Annotated in this window: 18 protein-coding genes; 15 read left to right on the top strand and 3 right to left on the bottom strand. The window is 44.3% G+C overall.

The annotated features are described in order from the left end of the window. Positions 1–128: 128 nt before the first annotated feature. Positions 129–2,090, top strand: coding sequence for an FG-GAP repeat domain-containing protein (locus B7P33_RS05065; RefSeq protein WP_097440888.1), 1,962 nt, complete (start codon positions 129–131; stop codon positions 2,088–2,090). A gap of 902 nt (positions 2,091–2,992) precedes the next feature. Here B7P33_RS05065 and B7P33_RS05060 read toward each other — a convergent pair. Next, on the bottom strand, positions 2,993–3,874 hold the full coding sequence (locus tag B7P33_RS05060) for a cell division protein FtsX (RefSeq protein ID WP_097441234.1): 882 nt from the start codon (positions 3,872–3,874) through the stop codon (positions 2,993–2,995). Positions 3,875–4,841: 967 nt separating this feature from the next. On the opposite strand from B7P33_RS05060, the gene B7P33_RS05055 reads away from it, so the two are divergent. The 6 genes from B7P33_RS05055 (at position 4,842) to B7P33_RS05030 (ending at position 8,243) form a co-directional block, all read left to right on the top strand. Then, positions 4,842–5,096, top strand: a complete 255-nt coding sequence (locus tag B7P33_RS05055; protein WP_097440887.1) for a DUF3098 domain-containing protein — start codon at positions 4,842–4,844, stop codon at positions 5,094–5,096. Positions 5,097–5,100: 4 nt separating this feature from the next. Continuing rightward, positions 5,101–5,895 (top strand): undecaprenyl-diphosphate phosphatase, encoded by a 795-nt coding sequence (locus B7P33_RS05050; protein ID WP_097440886.1) that lies wholly within the window; start codon positions 5,101–5,103, stop codon positions 5,893–5,895. Positions 5,896–5,898: 3 nt separating this feature from the next. Beyond that, on the top strand, positions 5,899–6,600 hold the full coding sequence (truB, locus tag B7P33_RS05045; protein WP_097440885.1) for a tRNA pseudouridine(55) synthase TruB: 702 nt from the start codon (positions 5,899–5,901) through the stop codon (positions 6,598–6,600). Positions 6,601–6,791: 191 nt separating this feature from the next. Next, positions 6,792–7,505 carry an energy transducer TonB family protein gene (locus B7P33_RS05040; RefSeq protein ID WP_097440884.1) on the top strand — a complete coding sequence of 238 codons (714 nt, stop codon included), beginning with the start codon at positions 6,792–6,794 and terminating at the stop codon, positions 7,503–7,505. A gap of 148 nt (positions 7,506–7,653) precedes the next feature. Next, entirely contained in the window at positions 7,654–7,953 is a 300-nt protein-coding gene (locus B7P33_RS05035) for a type II toxin-antitoxin system RelE/ParE family toxin (RefSeq protein ID WP_097440883.1), read from the top strand. A gap of 2 nt (positions 7,954–7,955) precedes the next feature. After that, the gene (locus tag B7P33_RS05030; protein WP_097440882.1) at positions 7,956–8,243 is read left to right on the top strand and encodes an addiction module antidote protein; all 288 of its coding nucleotides are present in this window, start codon (positions 7,956–7,958) and stop codon (positions 8,241–8,243) included. A 91-nt stretch (positions 8,244–8,334) separates the two neighbouring features. On the opposite strand, the gene B7P33_RS05025 is transcribed toward B7P33_RS05030, so the two are convergent. Beyond that, on the bottom strand, positions 8,335–9,003 hold the full coding sequence (locus B7P33_RS05025) for a thioredoxin family protein (RefSeq protein WP_317042821.1): 669 nt from the start codon (positions 9,001–9,003) through the stop codon (positions 8,335–8,337). Positions 9,004–9,151: 148 nt separating this feature from the next. On the opposite strand from B7P33_RS05025, the gene B7P33_RS05020 reads away from it, so the two are divergent. The 5 genes from B7P33_RS05020 to B7P33_RS05000 are packed head-to-tail and all read left to right on the top strand — an operon-like array spanning position 9,152 to position 11,684. After that, on the top strand, positions 9,152–9,721 hold the full coding sequence (locus B7P33_RS05020; protein ID WP_097440881.1) for a Crp/Fnr family transcriptional regulator: 570 nt from the start codon (positions 9,152–9,154) through the stop codon (positions 9,719–9,721). A 57-nt stretch (positions 9,722–9,778) separates the two neighbouring features. Next, positions 9,779–10,216, top strand: coding sequence for a carboxymuconolactone decarboxylase family protein (locus tag B7P33_RS05015; protein ID WP_097440880.1), 438 nt, complete (start codon positions 9,779–9,781; stop codon positions 10,214–10,216). Positions 10,217–10,270: 54 nt separating this feature from the next. Further along, a complete protein-coding gene (locus B7P33_RS05010) occupies positions 10,271–10,636 on the top strand; it encodes a nuclear transport factor 2 family protein (protein WP_097440879.1) in 366 nt (121 codons plus the stop codon). A 1-nt stretch (position 10,637) separates the two neighbouring features. Then, positions 10,638–11,066 carry a DoxX family protein gene (locus B7P33_RS05005; RefSeq protein ID WP_097440878.1) on the top strand — a complete coding sequence of 143 codons (429 nt, stop codon included), beginning with the start codon at positions 10,638–10,640 and terminating at the stop codon, positions 11,064–11,066. A 48-nt stretch (positions 11,067–11,114) separates the two neighbouring features. Further along, positions 11,115–11,684, top strand: a complete 570-nt coding sequence (locus B7P33_RS05000) for a 3-keto-disaccharide hydrolase (protein WP_097440877.1) — start codon at positions 11,115–11,117, stop codon at positions 11,682–11,684. Between the two features lie 292 nt (positions 11,685–11,976). Here B7P33_RS05000 and B7P33_RS19760 read toward each other — a convergent pair whose 3' ends face one another. Further along, positions 11,977–14,799 carry a fasciclin domain-containing protein gene (locus B7P33_RS19760; protein WP_097440876.1) on the bottom strand — a complete coding sequence of 941 codons (2,823 nt, stop codon included), beginning with the start codon at positions 14,797–14,799 and terminating at the stop codon, positions 11,977–11,979. A 145-nt stretch (positions 14,800–14,944) separates the two neighbouring features. Here B7P33_RS19760 and B7P33_RS04990 point away from each other — a divergent pair, with 145 nt between their 5' ends. The 3 genes from B7P33_RS04990 to B7P33_RS04980 all read left to right on the top strand — a co-directional run bounded on the left by B7P33_RS04990 (position 14,945) and on the right by B7P33_RS04980 (position 17,008). Continuing rightward, positions 14,945–15,817: a MerR family transcriptional regulator gene (locus tag B7P33_RS04990; RefSeq protein WP_097440875.1), complete on the top strand. Its 873-nt coding sequence runs from the start codon at positions 14,945–14,947 to the stop codon at positions 15,815–15,817. Positions 15,818–15,885: 68 nt separating this feature from the next. Continuing rightward, positions 15,886–16,449 carry a DNA-3-methyladenine glycosylase I gene (locus B7P33_RS04985; RefSeq protein ID WP_097440874.1) on the top strand — a complete coding sequence of 188 codons (564 nt, stop codon included), beginning with the start codon at positions 15,886–15,888 and terminating at the stop codon, positions 16,447–16,449. Further along, a complete protein-coding gene (locus tag B7P33_RS04980) occupies positions 16,436–17,008 on the top strand; it encodes a hypothetical protein (protein ID WP_097440873.1) in 573 nt (190 codons plus the stop codon). The genes B7P33_RS04985 and B7P33_RS04980 overlap by 14 nt, the downstream gene beginning before the upstream one ends. Positions 17,009–17,046 lie beyond the last annotated feature (38 nt).

Raw genomic sequence — 17,046 nt, 5'->3', positions numbered from 1 at the left:
AACCTTCGACTAAGGCCAACCTCATGGCCATGTCATCCGATCAATTTCCCATCTATTCCCATCAACAAGTTTGAAATATCCAAGCTTGGCCTGCCGTATCTTTAGGCGTTACCTTAAATAAAGATCGTATGGGACGTTTGCATTGGGGGCTTTGCCTACTGGGCCTGCTTTTGGGCTGTAAAACAGAAAAAAAATTGGGTCCGACCGGGTCAGCATCTTTGGCCGATTTGGTGCGTATGCCCTATAATCATCCTGGGCTTACCGTAGATTTGGGAGTGGGGCTTTGGGCCAATCCATTACCGGTAGACTACGACCAAGATGGCGATTATGATCTGCTGGTATCTTGTAAAGACGTACCTTTTAACGGTATCTATTTTTTTGAGAACAAAAACGGCACGGCTTTTCCGGTCTTTGAACCACCGGTTCGAGTGGCCGATCCCATTCGGCATCTTCAAGTATCACAGATCAACGGAAAAGCGCGTTTTCTGCGGCCGGGGGAAGAATTGACAAACTTTACCCAAAAGTTTACCGAAAACCCCAAAACCCTTTTCCCGGGCGATACCTTTGCCGGACTGCACAACAAGATCCGCTTTAACCAATGGAAATACGTAGACTACGAAAACGATGGGGACCTCGATATCTTGGTGGGTATACAAGATGGGGAAGACTATGGTTGGGACAATGCCTTTAACGCCGCTGGCGAGTGGACCAACGGGCCCCTACATGGGTATGTGTATCTTATTGAGAATACCCCCAATGGCTATGCGTTAAAAGGTCAAATACAAGCCGGCGATGCCCCCATAGATGTCTATGGTGCCCCCTCGCCCAATATGGCCGATTTTGACCAAGATGGGGATCTAGATCTGATCTGTGGCGAGTTTCTCGATAGGTTCAGTTGGTTTGAAAATATAGGTACCCGTGAAAATCCTAAATTCGCCCCCCAACGGTTTTTGGAAAATGAGTCGGGTATTTTGAAAATGGATCTGGAAATGATCTTACCCACGGCCATAGACTGGGACCGCGATGGCGATATAGATCTGGTAGTAGGCGATGAAGATGGTCGGGTGGCATGGGTAGAGAATACCGGAAAGGTGACCGACCATATGCCCGTATTCAAGGCGCCCCGTTATTTTAAGCAACGGGCACAAGATGTGAAATTCGGCGCTTTGGCCACCCCTGTCGCTGTTGACTGGGACCAAGATGGCGACCAAGACCTGATCTGTGGCAATTCGGCCGGTTATATCGGGTTTATCGAAAAGCTCGAAGATGGCGCTACTCCTAAATGGGCCGCCCCAGTGTATTTGGAGGCCGCCGGGGAGACCATTCGGCTACAGGCGGGTTACAACGGTTCTATACAAGGGCCCTGTGAGGCCAAATGGGGCTATACCACCCTTTCGGTAGCCGATTGGGATGGTGATGGCCTACACGACATCATCGTCAATTCGATTTGGGGTCGCGTGCTTTGGTATAAAAATATAGGCAGTGCCGGCTCCCCCAAACTGGCCGCAGCGGCCCCGCTTACGGTAGCTTGGCCCAGCAGCCCACCCAAACCGCATTGGAACTGGTGGGATCCGCAACCCCAAAGTCTGGCTACCCAATGGCGCACTACCCCTATGGCCTTTGACTGGAACCGCGACGGACATATGGACCTGATCATGTTGGATCACGAAGGGTATTTGGCCTATTACGAACGTTTTGAAAAAGAGGATGGGCTGTGGCTAAAACCCCCAAAACGTATTTTTTATGGCCAAGACGCCAGTGTTTTTGACCGCAAGAACAAGGTTGTAGATAGTACTACCGGGCCCTTACGCCTCAATAATGGGGAGTTCGGTAAAAGTGGCCGAAGAAAACTGGCCTTGGCCGATTGGGATGCGGACGGCGATATCGATATTATCGTAAACGGTACCAATGCCGTATGGTTCGAAAATGTAAAAACCCAAGGCGAGCGTAGCTATTTTACCTTTAAAGGGGCCCTGGCCACCAACAAACTGGCCGGACATACCACCAGCCCCACCATACTAACCACCGATCAAGGTCAATTGCAATTGTTGTTAGGCGCAGAGGATGGATATTTTTATAAGCCAAGGTAATTTTGGAAGTACGAAGTTGGAGGTACGAGGTTAATTTTAGAATGATATAATCGTTTCTTGTCGAATGGAAATTTGAAAGATTAAAGTGGAACGAAATTATGAACAGCTCCCTCTCCTGCGCCTGTCCCGCGGAATGGCGGGAGGAGCGGGTTGGGGTGAGGGCCGTAAAGTTGGAACTACGAATCAATGTACAATATACCAGTGTACCAATGTACAATTGGCCAATTTGAAAATGTGTTAATTTGAAAATATCTTAACTGGGTTAACTGAATCGTTGAATCGGTTAATGAAAACCTCTTTGAAACTCTGTGTCTACTCTGCGAAACTCTGTGGAACAACTGGACTATTCGTGCCAATTCGTGAAATTCGTGTCAAGCTGAGGTAATGTAACGATGAATTAATATACCAGTGTACCAATGGGTCAATTTGAAAATGTGTTGATTTGAAAATATCATAATTGGGTTAACTGAATCGTGTAATCGGTTAATGAAAGTCTCTGTGTCTACTCTGAGAAACACTGTGGAACAACATAATTCTTCGTGTGAATTCGTGAAATTCGTGTCAGATTGAGGGTTTGAAGAGTTAATGGTTCATGGTTTAAAGGGTTTATGAATATTCTTGAATTTATACTTCGTACCTCCCACTTCGTACTTTGTACTTGGAAAGGTTCATGGTCTGCAATTACACCCCAAAATTTTGGGATTCCTCCTCGTTCCTCGTTCGGAATGACGATTTTTTGGCAAGCAAAAATGATTACCACAAGACTTTTGAGTAAAAAACTAACAGGTTTAACTTCCCCCTTTGAGGGGGATTGAGGGGGTGTCCTTCAAATCCAATCGGATTTTTGTAGACAACAAATTGGGTTGTACGCTGTAAGTTTCCGGTGTAAAAAAAACTACAATCTAATAATACAACTCGTCGGTACGCAGGTTTAAAAAACGTTGAGCAGCGAAAAAAGTACTGATCATGGCTATACCTAAGCCCAAAACGAACACGCCCAAGAACAAGGCGGTCAATTGAATGGGGTCGGCAAAAACACCCAATTCCGGGAAGGCCTCGTTTACGTAATACAACAATACCCCTAAGACCACCAAGGCGACCAAGGCACCAATGAGTCCGAGTTTCAGGTTCGTCAGTATAAATGGGCGGCGGATAAAACTTTTGGTAGCCCCCACCATTTGCATGGTTTTGATAATAAAACGTTTGGAGTAGATAGACAAACGGATCGAACTATTAATCAATAAGACCGCGATTAGGGTAAATACGGCCGAGGCCAATAAGATCCACCAGCTTATTTTTTGGATGTTGCGGTTTAAAAGGGAGATCAAGGGTTCGTCGTAGCTCACCTCGGCCACATAATCCTTGCTTCCGATATTTTGTGCAATCTCTTGGATTTGTTGGGTAGAGACAAAATCGGCCTTTAGGGTAACGTCAATGGAATTTTTTAGGGGGTTGTACCCCAAGAACTCCATAAAATCTTCCCCGATCTCGGCCCGGTGACGCTCAGCGGCTTCTTCCTTAGAAACATATACGGCCGCTTTGGTGTATTCGGCCATGGCCAAACTCTTTTGTAGTTGTTCAACTTCCAAAGGCTTGGCATTATCCTTTAAGAAAATGGTCACGGCGATTTGCTCTTTAAAATGGTCGGCCAGTTTTTTGGTGTTCAAGACCAATAAGCCCAAGGCCCCCAATAAAAAAAGTACCAAGGCAATACTGAGTACCACCGAAAAGTAGGACGAAATCAGTTTGCGTTTTTGGTAACGTTGTTCAAAATTTTGGGCCATTGGTTTTGATTTGTACGTAAATGTAAGCAGACCGTAGGCAATAGCCAAATAGATGGTTCCGCCAGCCATTAAGGAAGATGGGAAGTGCGCGGTTTTTTAGTGTTGAAACCAAACTTGAAAAGGCTAAAAATGTAGACAAATAATGAACGACTCCCTCTCCTGCGGGAGAGGGCTGGGGTGAGGGCTATAAGTTGGAAGTTGTTGAATCAATGTACCAATTTGAAAATGTATTAATTTGAAAATATCATAACTGGGTTAACTTAATCGTGGAATCGGTTAATGAAAGTCTTTGTGAAACTCTGTGTCTACTCTGTGAAACTCTGCGGAACAACATAACTATTCGTGTGAATTTGTGAAATTCGTGTCAGGCCTGCGGCAATGTAACCATGTATCAATGTACCAGTGTACAATGCGTCAATTTGAAAATGTTCTAATTTGAAAATTGCCTAAAGGAGTTTGTTGAATCTTTAAAGAAAACCTCTGTGAAACTCTGTGCCTACTCTGTGAAACTCTGCGGAATAACCTCACTGTTCGTGTGAATTAGTGTCAGGCTGAAGGGGTTGTGGCTTACCACCCCCTTGGTCCCCCTCCGAAGGGGGAAATTTTTGACAGTAACCTGATATGATTAATTAGAAATGGATTATCTGATGTGAGTTGTTTTACTAGCTGAAATGAATACTACAAGACTTTTGAGTCAATAACTAACGGGTTTAGCCTCCCCCTTGAGGGGGATTGAGGGGGTGTCTTTCAAACCCTATCTAATTTTCTAAGGGGTTTATGGTTCACGATGGAGTCGAAAGTCGGATATAAATTTGGTACTACTTACTTCGTACTTTGTACTTGGTAGGGTCTGAAGGGTTTAAAAATAGTCGCAAACTTTCACTTCGTACCTCCCACTTCGAACTTCGTACTTCGAGAGATCTTCCCCTTAATACCCTATTTCCCAAGAAAAGTTTACTTTTGGGGTATGAGCAAGAAAAAACAACAAGAAGGCCCAAAAAAGGAGTTTATCTTCCAGAAAAAGAACTATTTGTTCATGTCGATCGGGCTGGCCTGCATCGTACTTGGTTTTATTCTTATGAGTGGCGGGGGTACCGATGACCCTAATGTCTTTAATCCAGAGATCTATAATTTTAGACGTATCCGCTTGGCCCCTACCTTGGTGTTGATCGGGTTGGGTATAGAGGTATATGCCATTTTGTTGAACCCTTCCAAAAAATAACCCTTTGGATTTATTAGATGCGATAATCCTGGGAATTATCCAAGGATTGACCGAATTCCTTCCGGTTTCCTCCAGCGGACATTTAGAATTGGGCAAAGCCCTTTTGGGCGATGGTTCCCTACCCGAAGAAAGCCTATTGTTTACCGTGGTTCTCCATTTTGCCACGGCCTTGAGTACCTTGGTGGTTTTCCGTAAAGATGTATGGGATATTATCAAAGGGCTTTTGCAATTCAAGAACAATGAAGAAACCGCCTTTTCCCTGAAAATAATCGTCAGTATGGTACCGGCCGTGTTGGTCGGACTCTTTTTTGAAGAACAACTCGAGGCGTTTTTCGGGGGTAATATTCTTTTTGTAGGTGGTATGCTGATCGTTACGGCGGCGCTACTCTACTTTGCCGATAAAGCCAAAGACACCCTAAAAAGTGTTTCCTATGGTAACGCTTTTATTATCGGAATTTCACAGGCTATTGCCATGTTACCGGGCATTTCGCGCTCTGGGGCCACCATTTCCACTTCCGTATTGTTGGGGGTAGATAAATCGCGGGCGGCCCGTTTTTCGTTTCTTATGGTGGTACCCCTTATATTTGGGAAGATCGCCAAAGATATCATGAGCGGTGAATTGAGCGGAGAGGTCTCTAATGCCGGGGCCATGGGCGTTGGCTTTATAGCGGCTTTCCTTTCCGGATTGGTGGCCTGTACCTGGATGATACAGTTGGTTCGTAAAAGTAAATTGTCGTATTTTTCGATATACTGTTTGGTAGTCGGCCTTTTGGCCATTGGTATTTCTTTATTCGCATAGGGCATGGATTCCGTTTTGGAGATAGATGGGGAGGCTTTTAAGGAAGGGCAGCTGTTACTGCTCGATAAACCTTTGCATTGGACCTCTTTCCAGGCCGTTAATGCCTTAAAGTGGTATATCAAGAAAAAATTCGGCTTTAAAAAGATTAAGGTGGGCCATGCCGGAACCTTGGATCCCTTGGCAAGCGGACTCTTGTTGGTCTGTACCGGAAAATTTACCAAACGTATTCCCGAACTTCAAGGCCAGACCAAAGAATATACGGGGAGTTTTACCCTCGGGGCCACAACACCTTCCTATGATTTGGAAACCGAAGTAGACGCTACTTTTCCGAACGAACATATTACCGAAGCGGCCATACACCAAGCTACCCAAGCCTTTTTAGGCGATGTTACCCAGGTGCCGCCCGTGTATTCGGCCCTAAAAAAAGATGGCAAACCTTTGTATGAATACGCCCGGGCCGGTAAGGCCGTTGAGGTAAAGACCCGCCAAGTGCGTATAGATACCTTTGAGATCACCCGAATAGAGATGCCAAAAGTGTATTTTAGGGTGGTTTGCGGTAAGGGGACCTATATACGGTCTTTGGCATATGATTTTGGCAAAGCCTTGGGTAGTGGTGCCCATCTTTCTGCCTTGCGGAGAACCAAAATAGGCAGTTATAACGTAGATAAGGGTGTGTCGCCCGAGATTTTCAAAAATAATGGATAGCTACGGAAATTGACCCAATGGCGGAATTTACACTTCAATGTCAGTGTAATCAAGTCCACGGAGGTATGGATTACTTGCAAGGGTTGTTAGCTAGAATCGTGTTATTGAAATATGGTTTCCCAAGCCATACTTGATAATTAATCTCGATTTTCGAGAAATAATTTTGAAAAAAACGGGTTATAGAAAAACGTATGGAACTTAACCGAAGTCAGCTTTCATTACTCATTACCCTGTTCAGTATGGCCATTGTGGTTCTGAGCCTCTATAATATTAGGCTTGGGGCCGAAGAGGTTGAGGAATATGTGATTGAAATGGCCTTGGATCCCGAACTTTTCGAAGAGCCCGAACCGGAACCGGAAACGCAACAAGAACTACAACCCAGCGAACGGATTAAAAGCCATTTGGCCTATAACCAAACCATGAAACCTTCGGTGGGTAATCCAGAGCCCTTAAAGACCTTGGAAGAGTTGATGGCCGAACAAGAAACGGAGGCTGAAGGGGAAAATGGCGAGGCGACCGACGATGGTTTTGCCAATTCACTGGCTGAAATGCGGAAAAAGCGCCAGCAGGCCCAGGAAAAATACGGTGAAAAAACCGCCGAGACCCTAGAGCGCATGAATACGGTAAACAAGAATACTTCCATTTCCTATTCGTTGGTCGATCGGTACCATACCCGTTTGCCGGTACCCATTTATACCTGTCAAGTTGGGGGCAAGGTGGTAGTGAACATTACCGTAGATGCCACTGGAAGGGTAATCGATGCGAGTATTAACGAAAAAAGTTCCACTTCCTTAAACGGCTGCCTGACCGAGAATGCGGTGGCCTATGCCTTTAAATCGAGCTTTCAGTCCTCTACCAAAGCCTCCCAAATCGGTACTATTACCTACCTGTTTCAAGGTAAGTAGACTGTAATAGATACTGGTAGTAATGGAATTAATTGTGTTTACCGAATTGGCTTTTCCTATATAGCCTAATCGCTGAATACCAGAGGGTAATAAAATTTGCATTTACATCTAATTCTACTATTTTTGTATCCAACTGAATACATATAACATGTATTTTATTGAAAAAACATCTGAATTCGACAAATGGTTACGTAAGCTTAAGGATCTTAAAGCAAAGTCCAAGATTTTGTTTCGTATTCAGAAGTTGGAAAAAATGGGCCATTTCGGCGATTATAAATCCGTTGGATCCGGAATTTTGGAATTGAGAATACACTATGCCAAAGGTTACAGAGTGTACTTTCACGAGAAAAAAGGAACGATTATAATTCTTTTTATCGGAGGGGAAAAATCCACCCAAAAGGCCGATATAAAAAAGGCAAAAACGATTTTAGAAAAATTAAAGCATTAGCTATGAGTACTACTAGTTTTGATATTGCCGATTATTTGGATAGTAAAGAAATGATCGCCGAATATTTGAATACGGTTTTAGAAGAGGGTGACCATGCCGACCTAGTTCAGGCTATCGGCCATATTGCGAAAGCTATAGGTATGACCAAAATCGCTGAAGAAACGGGTATGAGTCGTCCTAGTCTTTACAAAGCCTTATCGGAAGGGTCCAAACCTCAATTTACTACCATAATGAAGGTGTTACACGCCATTGGAGGTCAAATTCAAGTGAACCCCATGACATCTAATTGATTGCATTCCACCTATAAGGAATATGGGTTTTGGGCGGCCTAACACAAACAACCCGATTAACCATTTATTTATTACGGATAGATTTTTCGTTCTATCCTACGATCAGACTTTTAAGATCTGTAACCGTAGTTTGGCCCTTGTCTTTGTTATACCACAGCTGTAATTCTTGTTTAAACTCTGGGCTAAGTCCGCCATGGGCGGCTTTGTAATCTTCGACCATTTTGGTAGCGGTACTGGGGCGCGATCCCCATTCGCCGATTACATTTTGATCTTCGTCCAATACGATCATTTTGGGAATGGCCCGGGCGCCATTGCTCAAAAAGGCATCCATAAGGTCGAGGTTTTCGTCGCGTAAGACCACCTTCATCTCAAAATTTGGGTTTAGGTCGGCTACCTTGTTTATGACCGGCATGGTTTGGGCGGCATCGCCACACCAGCTTTCGGTAAGTACCAAAAAGGTGCGTCTGTTGGCTTGTGCCTTTAACTCGTTTTCGTCCGCTTCCGAAATTTTCAAGGTCTTGTCGAGCCTTTTCATACGGCGGTCGTTTAGTTTGGTGTATTCGGCCAAGGCCTCGGTCTGTTCGGGGCCTGTATTTTTTCCTTGGGTCACCAATTCGGCCACCTGCTCGCGGTAGGTACTATAATCGGTGGCCTTGGTTAAACTATGATTTATGATTTGTTGTATATCGTTGCTCATATCTGCAAAATTTAATTCAAATGTACTGCCCTCACCATTTCCGTTCAGTAACATGGATAACATTGGTTGCTTCTTAATGGAAAACCTTACACGGGCCCATTTTTGGTAGGTAGGGCAAAACTAAAAGTGATGGTTTTTCCTTCCCATGATATTGATCATAAATTTTAGACACTCGATTGCATTTGGTTTGATCTAGGGTTATTTTAGTCGGATGGCATTATTAGATCATATTCGAAATTATGTTCCCCTTTCGGAAGCGGAGGCCCATGGTATTTTGGGATACTTCAGCCCTATGGAAATCCATAAAAATCACGAACTCTTAGTGCCCGGCGCTATTTGCCATACCCATTATTTTGTGGAGGAAGGTTGTCTGCAACTCCATTATCCTTCAGAAAAAGGCCATCAGCAGATTTTACAGTTCGCTTTAAAGGGATGGTGGCTTACCGATTATTTGGCTTTTAGGAACGCAGCACGTTCTGAATATGGTATTAAGGCCGTAGTACCCTCGAAAGTACAACTGATTTCGAAAGCAGATCAAGATCGCTTATTGGAGAACTTTCCGGCCATGGAAACCTATTTTCGGCAATTATTCGAGATTGCCTATGGGGCCGCTTTACATCGCATGCGCTTTCAGCACGATATGTCTAAAGAAGCACGCTATCTTCATTTTATTAATTCATTCCCAGATTTTGCCCAGCAAGTACCCCAAAAGGCCATTGCTTCCTTTTTAGGCCTTACCCCGGAGTATGTTAGTGAAATTCGAAAGAAAATCCGTTCTTAAACCTGTTTAAGTTTTTCCGATTCTGTAGCCCATAGCTTTGTTAATAAATCAAAGAATATGGAAAACAGGATACAGATAGACCAGTTGGCGCCAGAGGTGTATGGACCTTTAATGGCCTTGGAAAAGTATTTAAACGAATGTGGTTTGGACCGGAATTTGAAACACTTGATCAAAATTCGAGCCTCGCAGCTTAACCAATGTGCTTTTTGCTTGGATATGCATATCCAAGAAGCCCTTAAAGATGGCGCTGAACCACAGCGCTTATACCTCCTGAATGCTTGGCGGCATTCCGATCTTTTTACAGAAAAAGAAGAGGCGGTTTTGGCGGTTGCCGAAGAGGTAACCCTGATACATAAACAAGGTTTAAGCGCTAAAACCTACCACCGGGCATTGGCCTTTTTCGATGAAGCTACTTTGGCACAGATCATACTCATCGTGGTTGCCATAAATGGGTGGAACCGTATTGCTGTGAGTACCCTAAAACCTTTGCCTTGATGTGTCCGGTTTTTAGAAACCAATCCGTCTTTAGATAATAAAAAAGGTTTTGTTATGGAAGAAAATATCAAACATGTGGTACAAGATTTTGTTACGGGGGGAGACCGTTCAGATATCGTCTTATTAAATTCAATATTGCATAGCGCATATAGAAATGTGCAATATGGTTTTTTTGATGAGACAGGCGTTCGCCTTATTGACAAGAACGGCTATTTAAAACTGATCGGAAGGGGTGTATTTGGGGGCTTGCCACGTACCCTAGAGGTTTTGGATATCGTAAGGCATGGGAATTTGGCCCATGCTCAGGTACGTTTGGAAAGTGAGGACCAAGTATTCCAATCTTTAATTGTTTTGATCAAGGACGATCAACATTGGCAGGTTATTGGGAATTATCCTCATTTGGAGGCTAAAAATCAATAAGATGAAACACAATGTTGTAACATTTGGGCTTAGGGTCTCATTGGCCGTAGCATATCTGTCTGCCGTGGCCGACCGCTTAGGTTATTGGCCCCAACCAGTTTCTGTTTGGGGCAATTGGGCGAATTTTAAATCATATACCCAATTGATTAATCCATGGTTCCCTAGTAGCTGGATAGAACCTTTGGCTCTAGGTGTGAGTGGGTTAGAAGTTCTTTTGGCCTTGGGCCTTTTATTCGGGTTCAAAACGCGAGGGTGCGCCATTATCAGTGGGGTACTTTTATTGCTTTTTGCCTTGGCCATGACTTTTTCTACGGGCGTAAAAGGGGCTTTTGATTTTTCGGTTTTTACCGCTGCCTTTGGCTCATGGGCCTTGGCGAAATTAAAAACCGATGCTTGGGGACTGGATTATTATCTGCACAAAAAACTATAGGGAGAAGACCATGCAATATTTGCGTAGCTTTAACCAAACATTATACGTATGATTTCAAAAAACCGGTTTCGCTATAGCTTAATGCTTCTCTTTTTTCTTATGTGTATGGGTGTTTGGGCCCAGAATCAAACTCTAGGTGGCTTGGATTGGCAGGAAAAAGGCAAAGCCCTTTGGAAGGCTACCGATAGTTTGGTAATCGGAACCGCTAAGGAAGGGGCCGCTGGCTTTTTGATAACGGAAAATCCCTATGCCAATTTTGAGATTTCCATTGATTTTAAGCCTGATGCTTCCGTAAATTCTGGGATATTCTTGCGATGTGCCCAGGCGGAAATCAGTGCCAATGATTGTTATGAATTCAATATATGGGACCATCATCCGGAGCAACAATGGCGCACCGGGGCCGTGGTTACCAGAAGCTCACCCTTAAAAAAAGTACATACGGTTGGGACTTGGAATACCTATCGCATCCGTTTAGTGGGGAAGCGACTGCAAGCCTGGATCAATGAGGTATTGGTAATTGATATGAAAGATGAAGGATTATCGGCAGGATATATCGGACTTCAGGCGGCGGCCACGGGAAGCATCATGTTTAAAAACCTGCAATTCAAAATCCTATAAGAGACTGTTTTGACATATGTCAATTGTTTTTTTGTGCTTCTTCCCGCCTGCCGGCTGGCAGGTTTGCGCCCTATTTCGTTAATCCCGTGGCCTCGGGAGAACCGTAGCTCAGCTATGCTTTAAAATTTTGCCTTATAGGGCACCCCTGCCTGCCGGCAGGCAGGAAAAACAACCTGTAACCCCGAATTACTCGGGGCCAATCACACATCTCAAAACAGTCTCTAAAAAAACCGACGCCTGTAAAAGACGCCGGCTTTTTAGATAAACCAACCTAAAACCAATCTATGATTTTTTAGTGCTCATGGTCTAGCACTTTGTCTATAATATGTACCACACCGTTGGTAGCCATAACATCGGCCATGGTTACTTCGGCGTCGGTTGGGGTAGTATCGTCTATAAATACCCCGCCAGTTAGGTTAATGGTAATTTGAGTGCCTTGGGCTGTTGTAACCATTTGTCCGTCTGTAAGATCTGTCGATTTTACGGCAGCTCCACTAACCACATGGTATTTTAAGAACTCTGCCAAGCGGGCCTTTTCAGCTGGGGTATCGAAATCGGCTAGAGAATCGATACCATCTAAACCGGCCAAGAAAGTGGCGAAGGCATCATTGGTGGGGGCGAATACGGTAAAGGGTCCGTCACCGGCCAAAAGTTCTACCAAACCGGCATCGGCTTGTACCAAAGCGGCTACCAAGTTGCTCAAAGCATCGGTGGCCTGGGCCAATTCTACGATATTCTTAGTCGGTATGCCTAGGGCCTCTTTGGCCGAATTTGGCAAGATTACCTTGTCAATGATATGCACCACCCCGTTTCGGGCTTCTACATCGGCCATGCTAACTTGGGCATCGTCAATAAATACGCCACCGTCTAAACTAACGGTAACCGATTCACCTTGTAGGGTCTCAATCATTTGGCCATCGGTAAGATCAGTGGAAAAAGCACCGGCACCGGCTACTACATGATAGGTAAGTATACTGGCCAATAGTTCTTTTTCGGCAGCGGTATCAAAATCGTCCAAACTGTTGTAATCGTCTCCCAATACATCTAAGAGGGCGGCAAAAGCTGTGTTTGTAGGCGCGAAAACCGTAAACGGACCATCACCTTGTAAGGCTTCGACCAAACCGGCATCGGCTTGGATCAAGGCGGCCACCAAAAGACTAAGGTCATCGGTATCTTGGGCCAGGCCTACGATATCTTTCCCCAGAAGGTCATCTTTTAAGGCATCTGGGATAATTACCTTATCAATTACATGTACCACACCATTGGTAGCCATTACATCGGGCATGGTAACCATGGCATTTTCAACCATTACCCCGCCATCTATGGTTATAGTTACGCTTTCACCCTGTACGGTTTCTATCATTTGACCGTCTGTAACATCGGTAGATTTAGCCGCGGTTCCGGCTACTACATGATAGGTCAATATCTGGGTAAGTATGGCTATTTCGGCCTCGGTATCAAAATCATCCAAACTGTCAAAACCATCCAATTCCTCTAACAAGGCAGCAAAGGCATCGTTGGTAGGGGCAAATACGGTAAACGGACCTTCGCCTTGTAGGGTCTCTACCAAACCGGCTTTGGTTACGGCAGCCACTAGGCTACTCAAAGCTTCGGTTTCAATGGCTAACTCAACGATATCTTTCCCGAAAAGGGCATCTTTTAAAGATTCTGGAACAATAACCTTATCTATTAGGTGAACCACGCCGTTAGTGCCCATAACATCGGCGGCGGTAACGTTGGCATCATCTACGGTTACCCCATCACCAACACCTATGGTAACCGATTCGCCTTGAACGGTTTCTATCATTTGTCCGTCTGTTAGATCGGTCGATTTGGCAGCGGTTCCGGCTACGACATGATAGGTCAATATTTGGGTAAGGATGTCCAATTCGGCCTCGGTATCAAAATCATCCAAACTATCAAAGCCATCCAATTCTTCCAATAAGGCAGCAAAGGCATCGTTGGTTGGGGCAAATACGGTAAACGGGCCATCACCTTGTAGGGTCTCTACCAAACCGGCTTTGGTTACGGCGGCTACCAGACTACTTAAAGTTTCGGTTTCAACGGCCAATTCTACAATATCTTTGGTTGGCAAGCCTAGGGCTTCTTTAACCTCTATAGGTAAGATTACCTTGTCAATAACATGAACTACGCCGTTTGCTGCCATAACATCGGCCAGGGCGACGTTGGCGTCATCGATCATTACGCCATCACCAATGGAAACGGTAACACTTTCCCCTTGTACCGTTTCGATCATTTGACCGTCTGTTAAATCGGTAGATTTGGCGGCAGTACCAGCTACAACATGGTAGGTTAGTATTTTGGTCAATAGGGCAATTTCTTCCTCTGTATCGAAATCGTCTAGACTGTCGAAACCATCCAAGCCTTCCAATAAGGCGGTAAAAGCATCATTGGTTGGCGCAAATACGGTAAAGGGTCCGTCGCCTTGCAGGGTCTCTACCAAACCGGCTTTGGCCACGGCGGCTACCAGAGCACTCAGGGACTCGGTACCTTGGGCTATGGCAACAATATCGCCAACAGGTTCGGGTGCCAAGGCATCTAAAACGGATTGTGGTAATAGAATCTTGTCAATTACATGTACTACTCCATTGGAAGCCTCAATGTCGGCTCCGGTAACTTTGGCATCTACATCGGTAGCATCTTGGATAAAGACATCTCCGTCAATATTCACGGTCAAAGTCTCTCCTAAAGCGGTGGTTAATGTTTGTCCGTTCGTTAGGTCTGACGAAAGGGCCTTGGTACCAGAAATAACATGATACTTTAAAATGTTGGCCAATAGGGCTTTTTCTTCGGCAGTATCGAAATCATCGAGACTGTTGTAATCGTCACCTAAAGTATTCAATAGGTTGGTAAAGGCGGCATTGGTCGGTGCGAAAACCGTAAAAGGACCCGATCCCTGAAGGAAATCGACCAAATTGGCCTCGGCCTGACCTAGGGCTGCTACTAATGAGCTGAGGTCATTGGTGTCTTGGGCCAATTGCACGATGTTGCGCGTTTCGGATTTCTCTTCCATACCGTTATCATCGTCATCGCTACAAGAAACGATGAAAACGGATAGGAAAAGAAGGAAGTAAAAAAGGCTTTTCTTTTTCATTTTGTACAACTTTTTGGATTATTAGTTAGACAAATATAAATTTTAAACTAACTTTGTCAAATAAAACATTAAAAAAGTTAGACAAAAAATAAAAATTTAGATCAATTTTAAGATTTTGTCTACTTTTACAGGTAATATTTTGGACATGGCGAGATATACGATTAATCAGGTGGTAATGTTGACCGGTATTAAGGCACCAACATTACGGAAGTGGGAAGAGCGATATGGATTTTTGGAGGCGGAACGTACATCTACGAATATTCGTTACTATTCCGATGACCAATTAAAAAAGCTACTCAATATTGGGTTATTGACCCGTAACGGTTACCGTATCTCTAAAATCGATAAGATGTCGGAAACTGAGATACACGATATTATTACGAACAAGCTGGTTGGCCCTACCCAAGAGAATGATATTACCGCCTTAATGGTTTGTATGTTGGAGTTGGACGAATATGGTTTTGACCGTATTATAAAACAGAACATCGTAAATCGGGGCCTGTTGTTGACCACTCTCGAGATAATTTACCCGCTATTGGGCCAAATAGGCATATTGTGGGGCCTAGACAAGGTGGCCCCAGCACAAGAACACTTTGTTTCAAACTTGATTAAAAAGCGGTTTTATGTGGCCATAGATCTGTTGCCACCGCCGCAACCCAATGCCCCTGCCTTGATTTTGTTCTTACCCGAAGGCGAATACCATGAAATTGGGCTGTTATTGGCCTACTATATTGCCCGTGAAAAAGGGTGTAAGGTATACTACCTGGGGGCTAATGTTCCCCTTATGAACATTCCGACACTTGTAGATAGTCACGATATGTCGGGTATATTGACCATGATCATTACCCCCTTGGGGGAATTGCAACATCAGGTTTTAGATGAGTTGTTGGCCGCCATTGACCTACCCTTATGGATATCTGGGAACTTGAACATCCTTAAAGACGACTTTGAGGGGAAACGCGTGAAGATCATTGAGAATCCGTATCATTTTATCGAATGTATCGAGGGCTTGTTTTAAGCTATCGTGAGTTTATGTATTTTTAGGAAGCTTATCAGATATTCGATAGGCTAAACCTTAAAAATACCATGGAGAAAATACGTTGCGGTTGGTGCGTGGGCGATGCCCTGTATGAAACCTATCACGATACCGAATGGGGCGTTCCGTTAAAAGATGAGGCCCGTATGTTCGAATTTTTGGTCTTGGAGACCTTTCAGGCCGGATTGAGTTGGATAACCATTTTGCGTAAACGTGAAAACTTTAGAAAAGCTTTCGACGGTTTCGATTATAAAAAAATAGCCCGTTACGACGAAGCCAAGATCCAAGCCTTACTCCAAGATGCGGGTATAATCCGTAATAAACTAAAAGTTAGGGCCACGGTTAGCAATGCCCAGGCCTATATGGAAGTACAAAAGGAGTTTGGCAGCTTTGTCGATTACCTATGGGGTTTCGTAGACCATAAATCCATTACCAATGCCTGGACACATTATAAAGATGCCCCGGCTACTACTGAACTCTCTGACCAAATTAGTGCCGATATGAAAAAAAGGGGGTTTAAGTTTGTGGGCTCTACGGTAATTTATGCCCATTTACAAGCCACGGGAATCGTAAACGATCATCAGACCAATTGTTTTAGATATGGCCAAGTTTAGTAGTTTGTTGTTTTTTATGGGGTTGTTTTTGGTAGGCCACGCCCAACAACCCGAACGGGAACATCGAATTTTAAAATCACAGTTCCCGGCCGACCTATACCAAAGTTTTGAGCAAGGTATTTCGGAGGCTAAAAAAGTGCGCTGCTATAAAGAAATCGATTCCGTTGGTACAGCCTATAGTATACGATTCAAACGGGGACGTTTACAGTATCGTATGCATTGGGATGCCCAAAAGAAACCGGCCCGATTGGGTTTCCAGATTTCGGAAATCGATTTTCCCTTAGAAGTGTTTGCCAAAGTAACGGACGAAATCTCGAAACTAGAAAAGGCCAAGATCAAAAGAATGTTCCAGTATTACCCGTTGCGCGCCTCTTCGGTTTCCCAAGACCTTCGGATTGCCTTACAGAATAGTTTTGTAGATTATTTGCAGTACGAACTATGGGTGAGGGCCAAACAGAATGGGGTTAAGAAAGAGTTCGTGTATATTTTTAATGCCCAAGGGGAACTATGGTCTAAACGTGAGGCCCTCCCGGCGAATTATGATCATGTATTATATTAGATATGAGGTTTCTTGTTCTTTTTGTTGTTAGTATAGGT

The organism is Sediminicola luteus (genome assembly GCF_002514735.1).
GTDB lineage: Bacteria > Bacteroidota > Bacteroidia > Flavobacteriales > Flavobacteriaceae > HQA918.
The sequence above is the reverse complement of the archived record's forward strand: the minus strand, read 5'-3'. Positions and strand labels throughout refer to the sequence as shown.

Bases quoted from the DNA above. Each gene is read 5' to 3' on its own strand.
- B7P33_RS05015 (WP_097440880.1), top strand. From the start codon at position 9,779: ATGGAAAACAGGATACAGATAGACCAGTTGGCGCCAGAGGTGTATGGA.
- truB (WP_097440885.1), top strand. From the start codon at position 5,899: ATGGATTCCGTTTTGGAGATAGATGGGGAGGCTTTTAAGGAAGGGCAG.
- B7P33_RS05020 (WP_097440881.1), top strand. From the start codon at position 9,152: ATGGCATTATTAGATCATATTCGAAATTATGTTCCCCTTTCGGAAGCG.
- B7P33_RS05060 (WP_097441234.1), bottom strand. From the start codon at position 3,874: ATGGCCCAAAATTTTGAACAACGTTACCAAAAACGCAAACTGATTTCG.
- B7P33_RS04990 (WP_097440875.1), top strand. From the start codon at position 14,945: ATGGCGAGATATACGATTAATCAGGTGGTAATGTTGACCGGTATTAAG.
- B7P33_RS05025 (WP_317042821.1), bottom strand. From the start codon at position 9,003: ATGTTATCCATGTTACTGAACGGAAATGGTGAGGGCAGTACATTTGAA.
- B7P33_RS05030 (WP_097440882.1), top strand. From the start codon at position 7,956: ATGAGTACTACTAGTTTTGATATTGCCGATTATTTGGATAGTAAAGAA.
- B7P33_RS05055 (WP_097440887.1), top strand. From the start codon at position 4,842: ATGAGCAAGAAAAAACAACAAGAAGGCCCAAAAAAGGAGTTTATCTTC.
- B7P33_RS05000 (WP_097440877.1), top strand. From the start codon at position 11,115: ATGATTTCAAAAAACCGGTTTCGCTATAGCTTAATGCTTCTCTTTTTT.
- B7P33_RS19760 (WP_097440876.1), bottom strand. From the start codon at position 14,799: ATGAAAAAGAAAAGCCTTTTTTACTTCCTTCTTTTCCTATCCGTTTTC.
- B7P33_RS05040 (WP_097440884.1), top strand. From the start codon at position 6,792: ATGGAACTTAACCGAAGTCAGCTTTCATTACTCATTACCCTGTTCAGT.
- B7P33_RS05065 (WP_097440888.1), top strand. From the start codon at position 129: ATGGGACGTTTGCATTGGGGGCTTTGCCTACTGGGCCTGCTTTTGGGC.
- B7P33_RS05035 (WP_097440883.1), top strand. From the start codon at position 7,654: ATGTATTTTATTGAAAAAACATCTGAATTCGACAAATGGTTACGTAAG.
- B7P33_RS05010 (WP_097440879.1), top strand. From the start codon at position 10,271: ATGGAAGAAAATATCAAACATGTGGTACAAGATTTTGTTACGGGGGGA.
- B7P33_RS05005 (WP_097440878.1), top strand. From the start codon at position 10,638: ATGAAACACAATGTTGTAACATTTGGGCTTAGGGTCTCATTGGCCGTA.
- B7P33_RS04985 (WP_097440874.1), top strand. From the start codon at position 15,886: ATGGAGAAAATACGTTGCGGTTGGTGCGTGGGCGATGCCCTGTATGAA.
- B7P33_RS04980 (WP_097440873.1), top strand. From the start codon at position 16,436: ATGGCCAAGTTTAGTAGTTTGTTGTTTTTTATGGGGTTGTTTTTGGTA.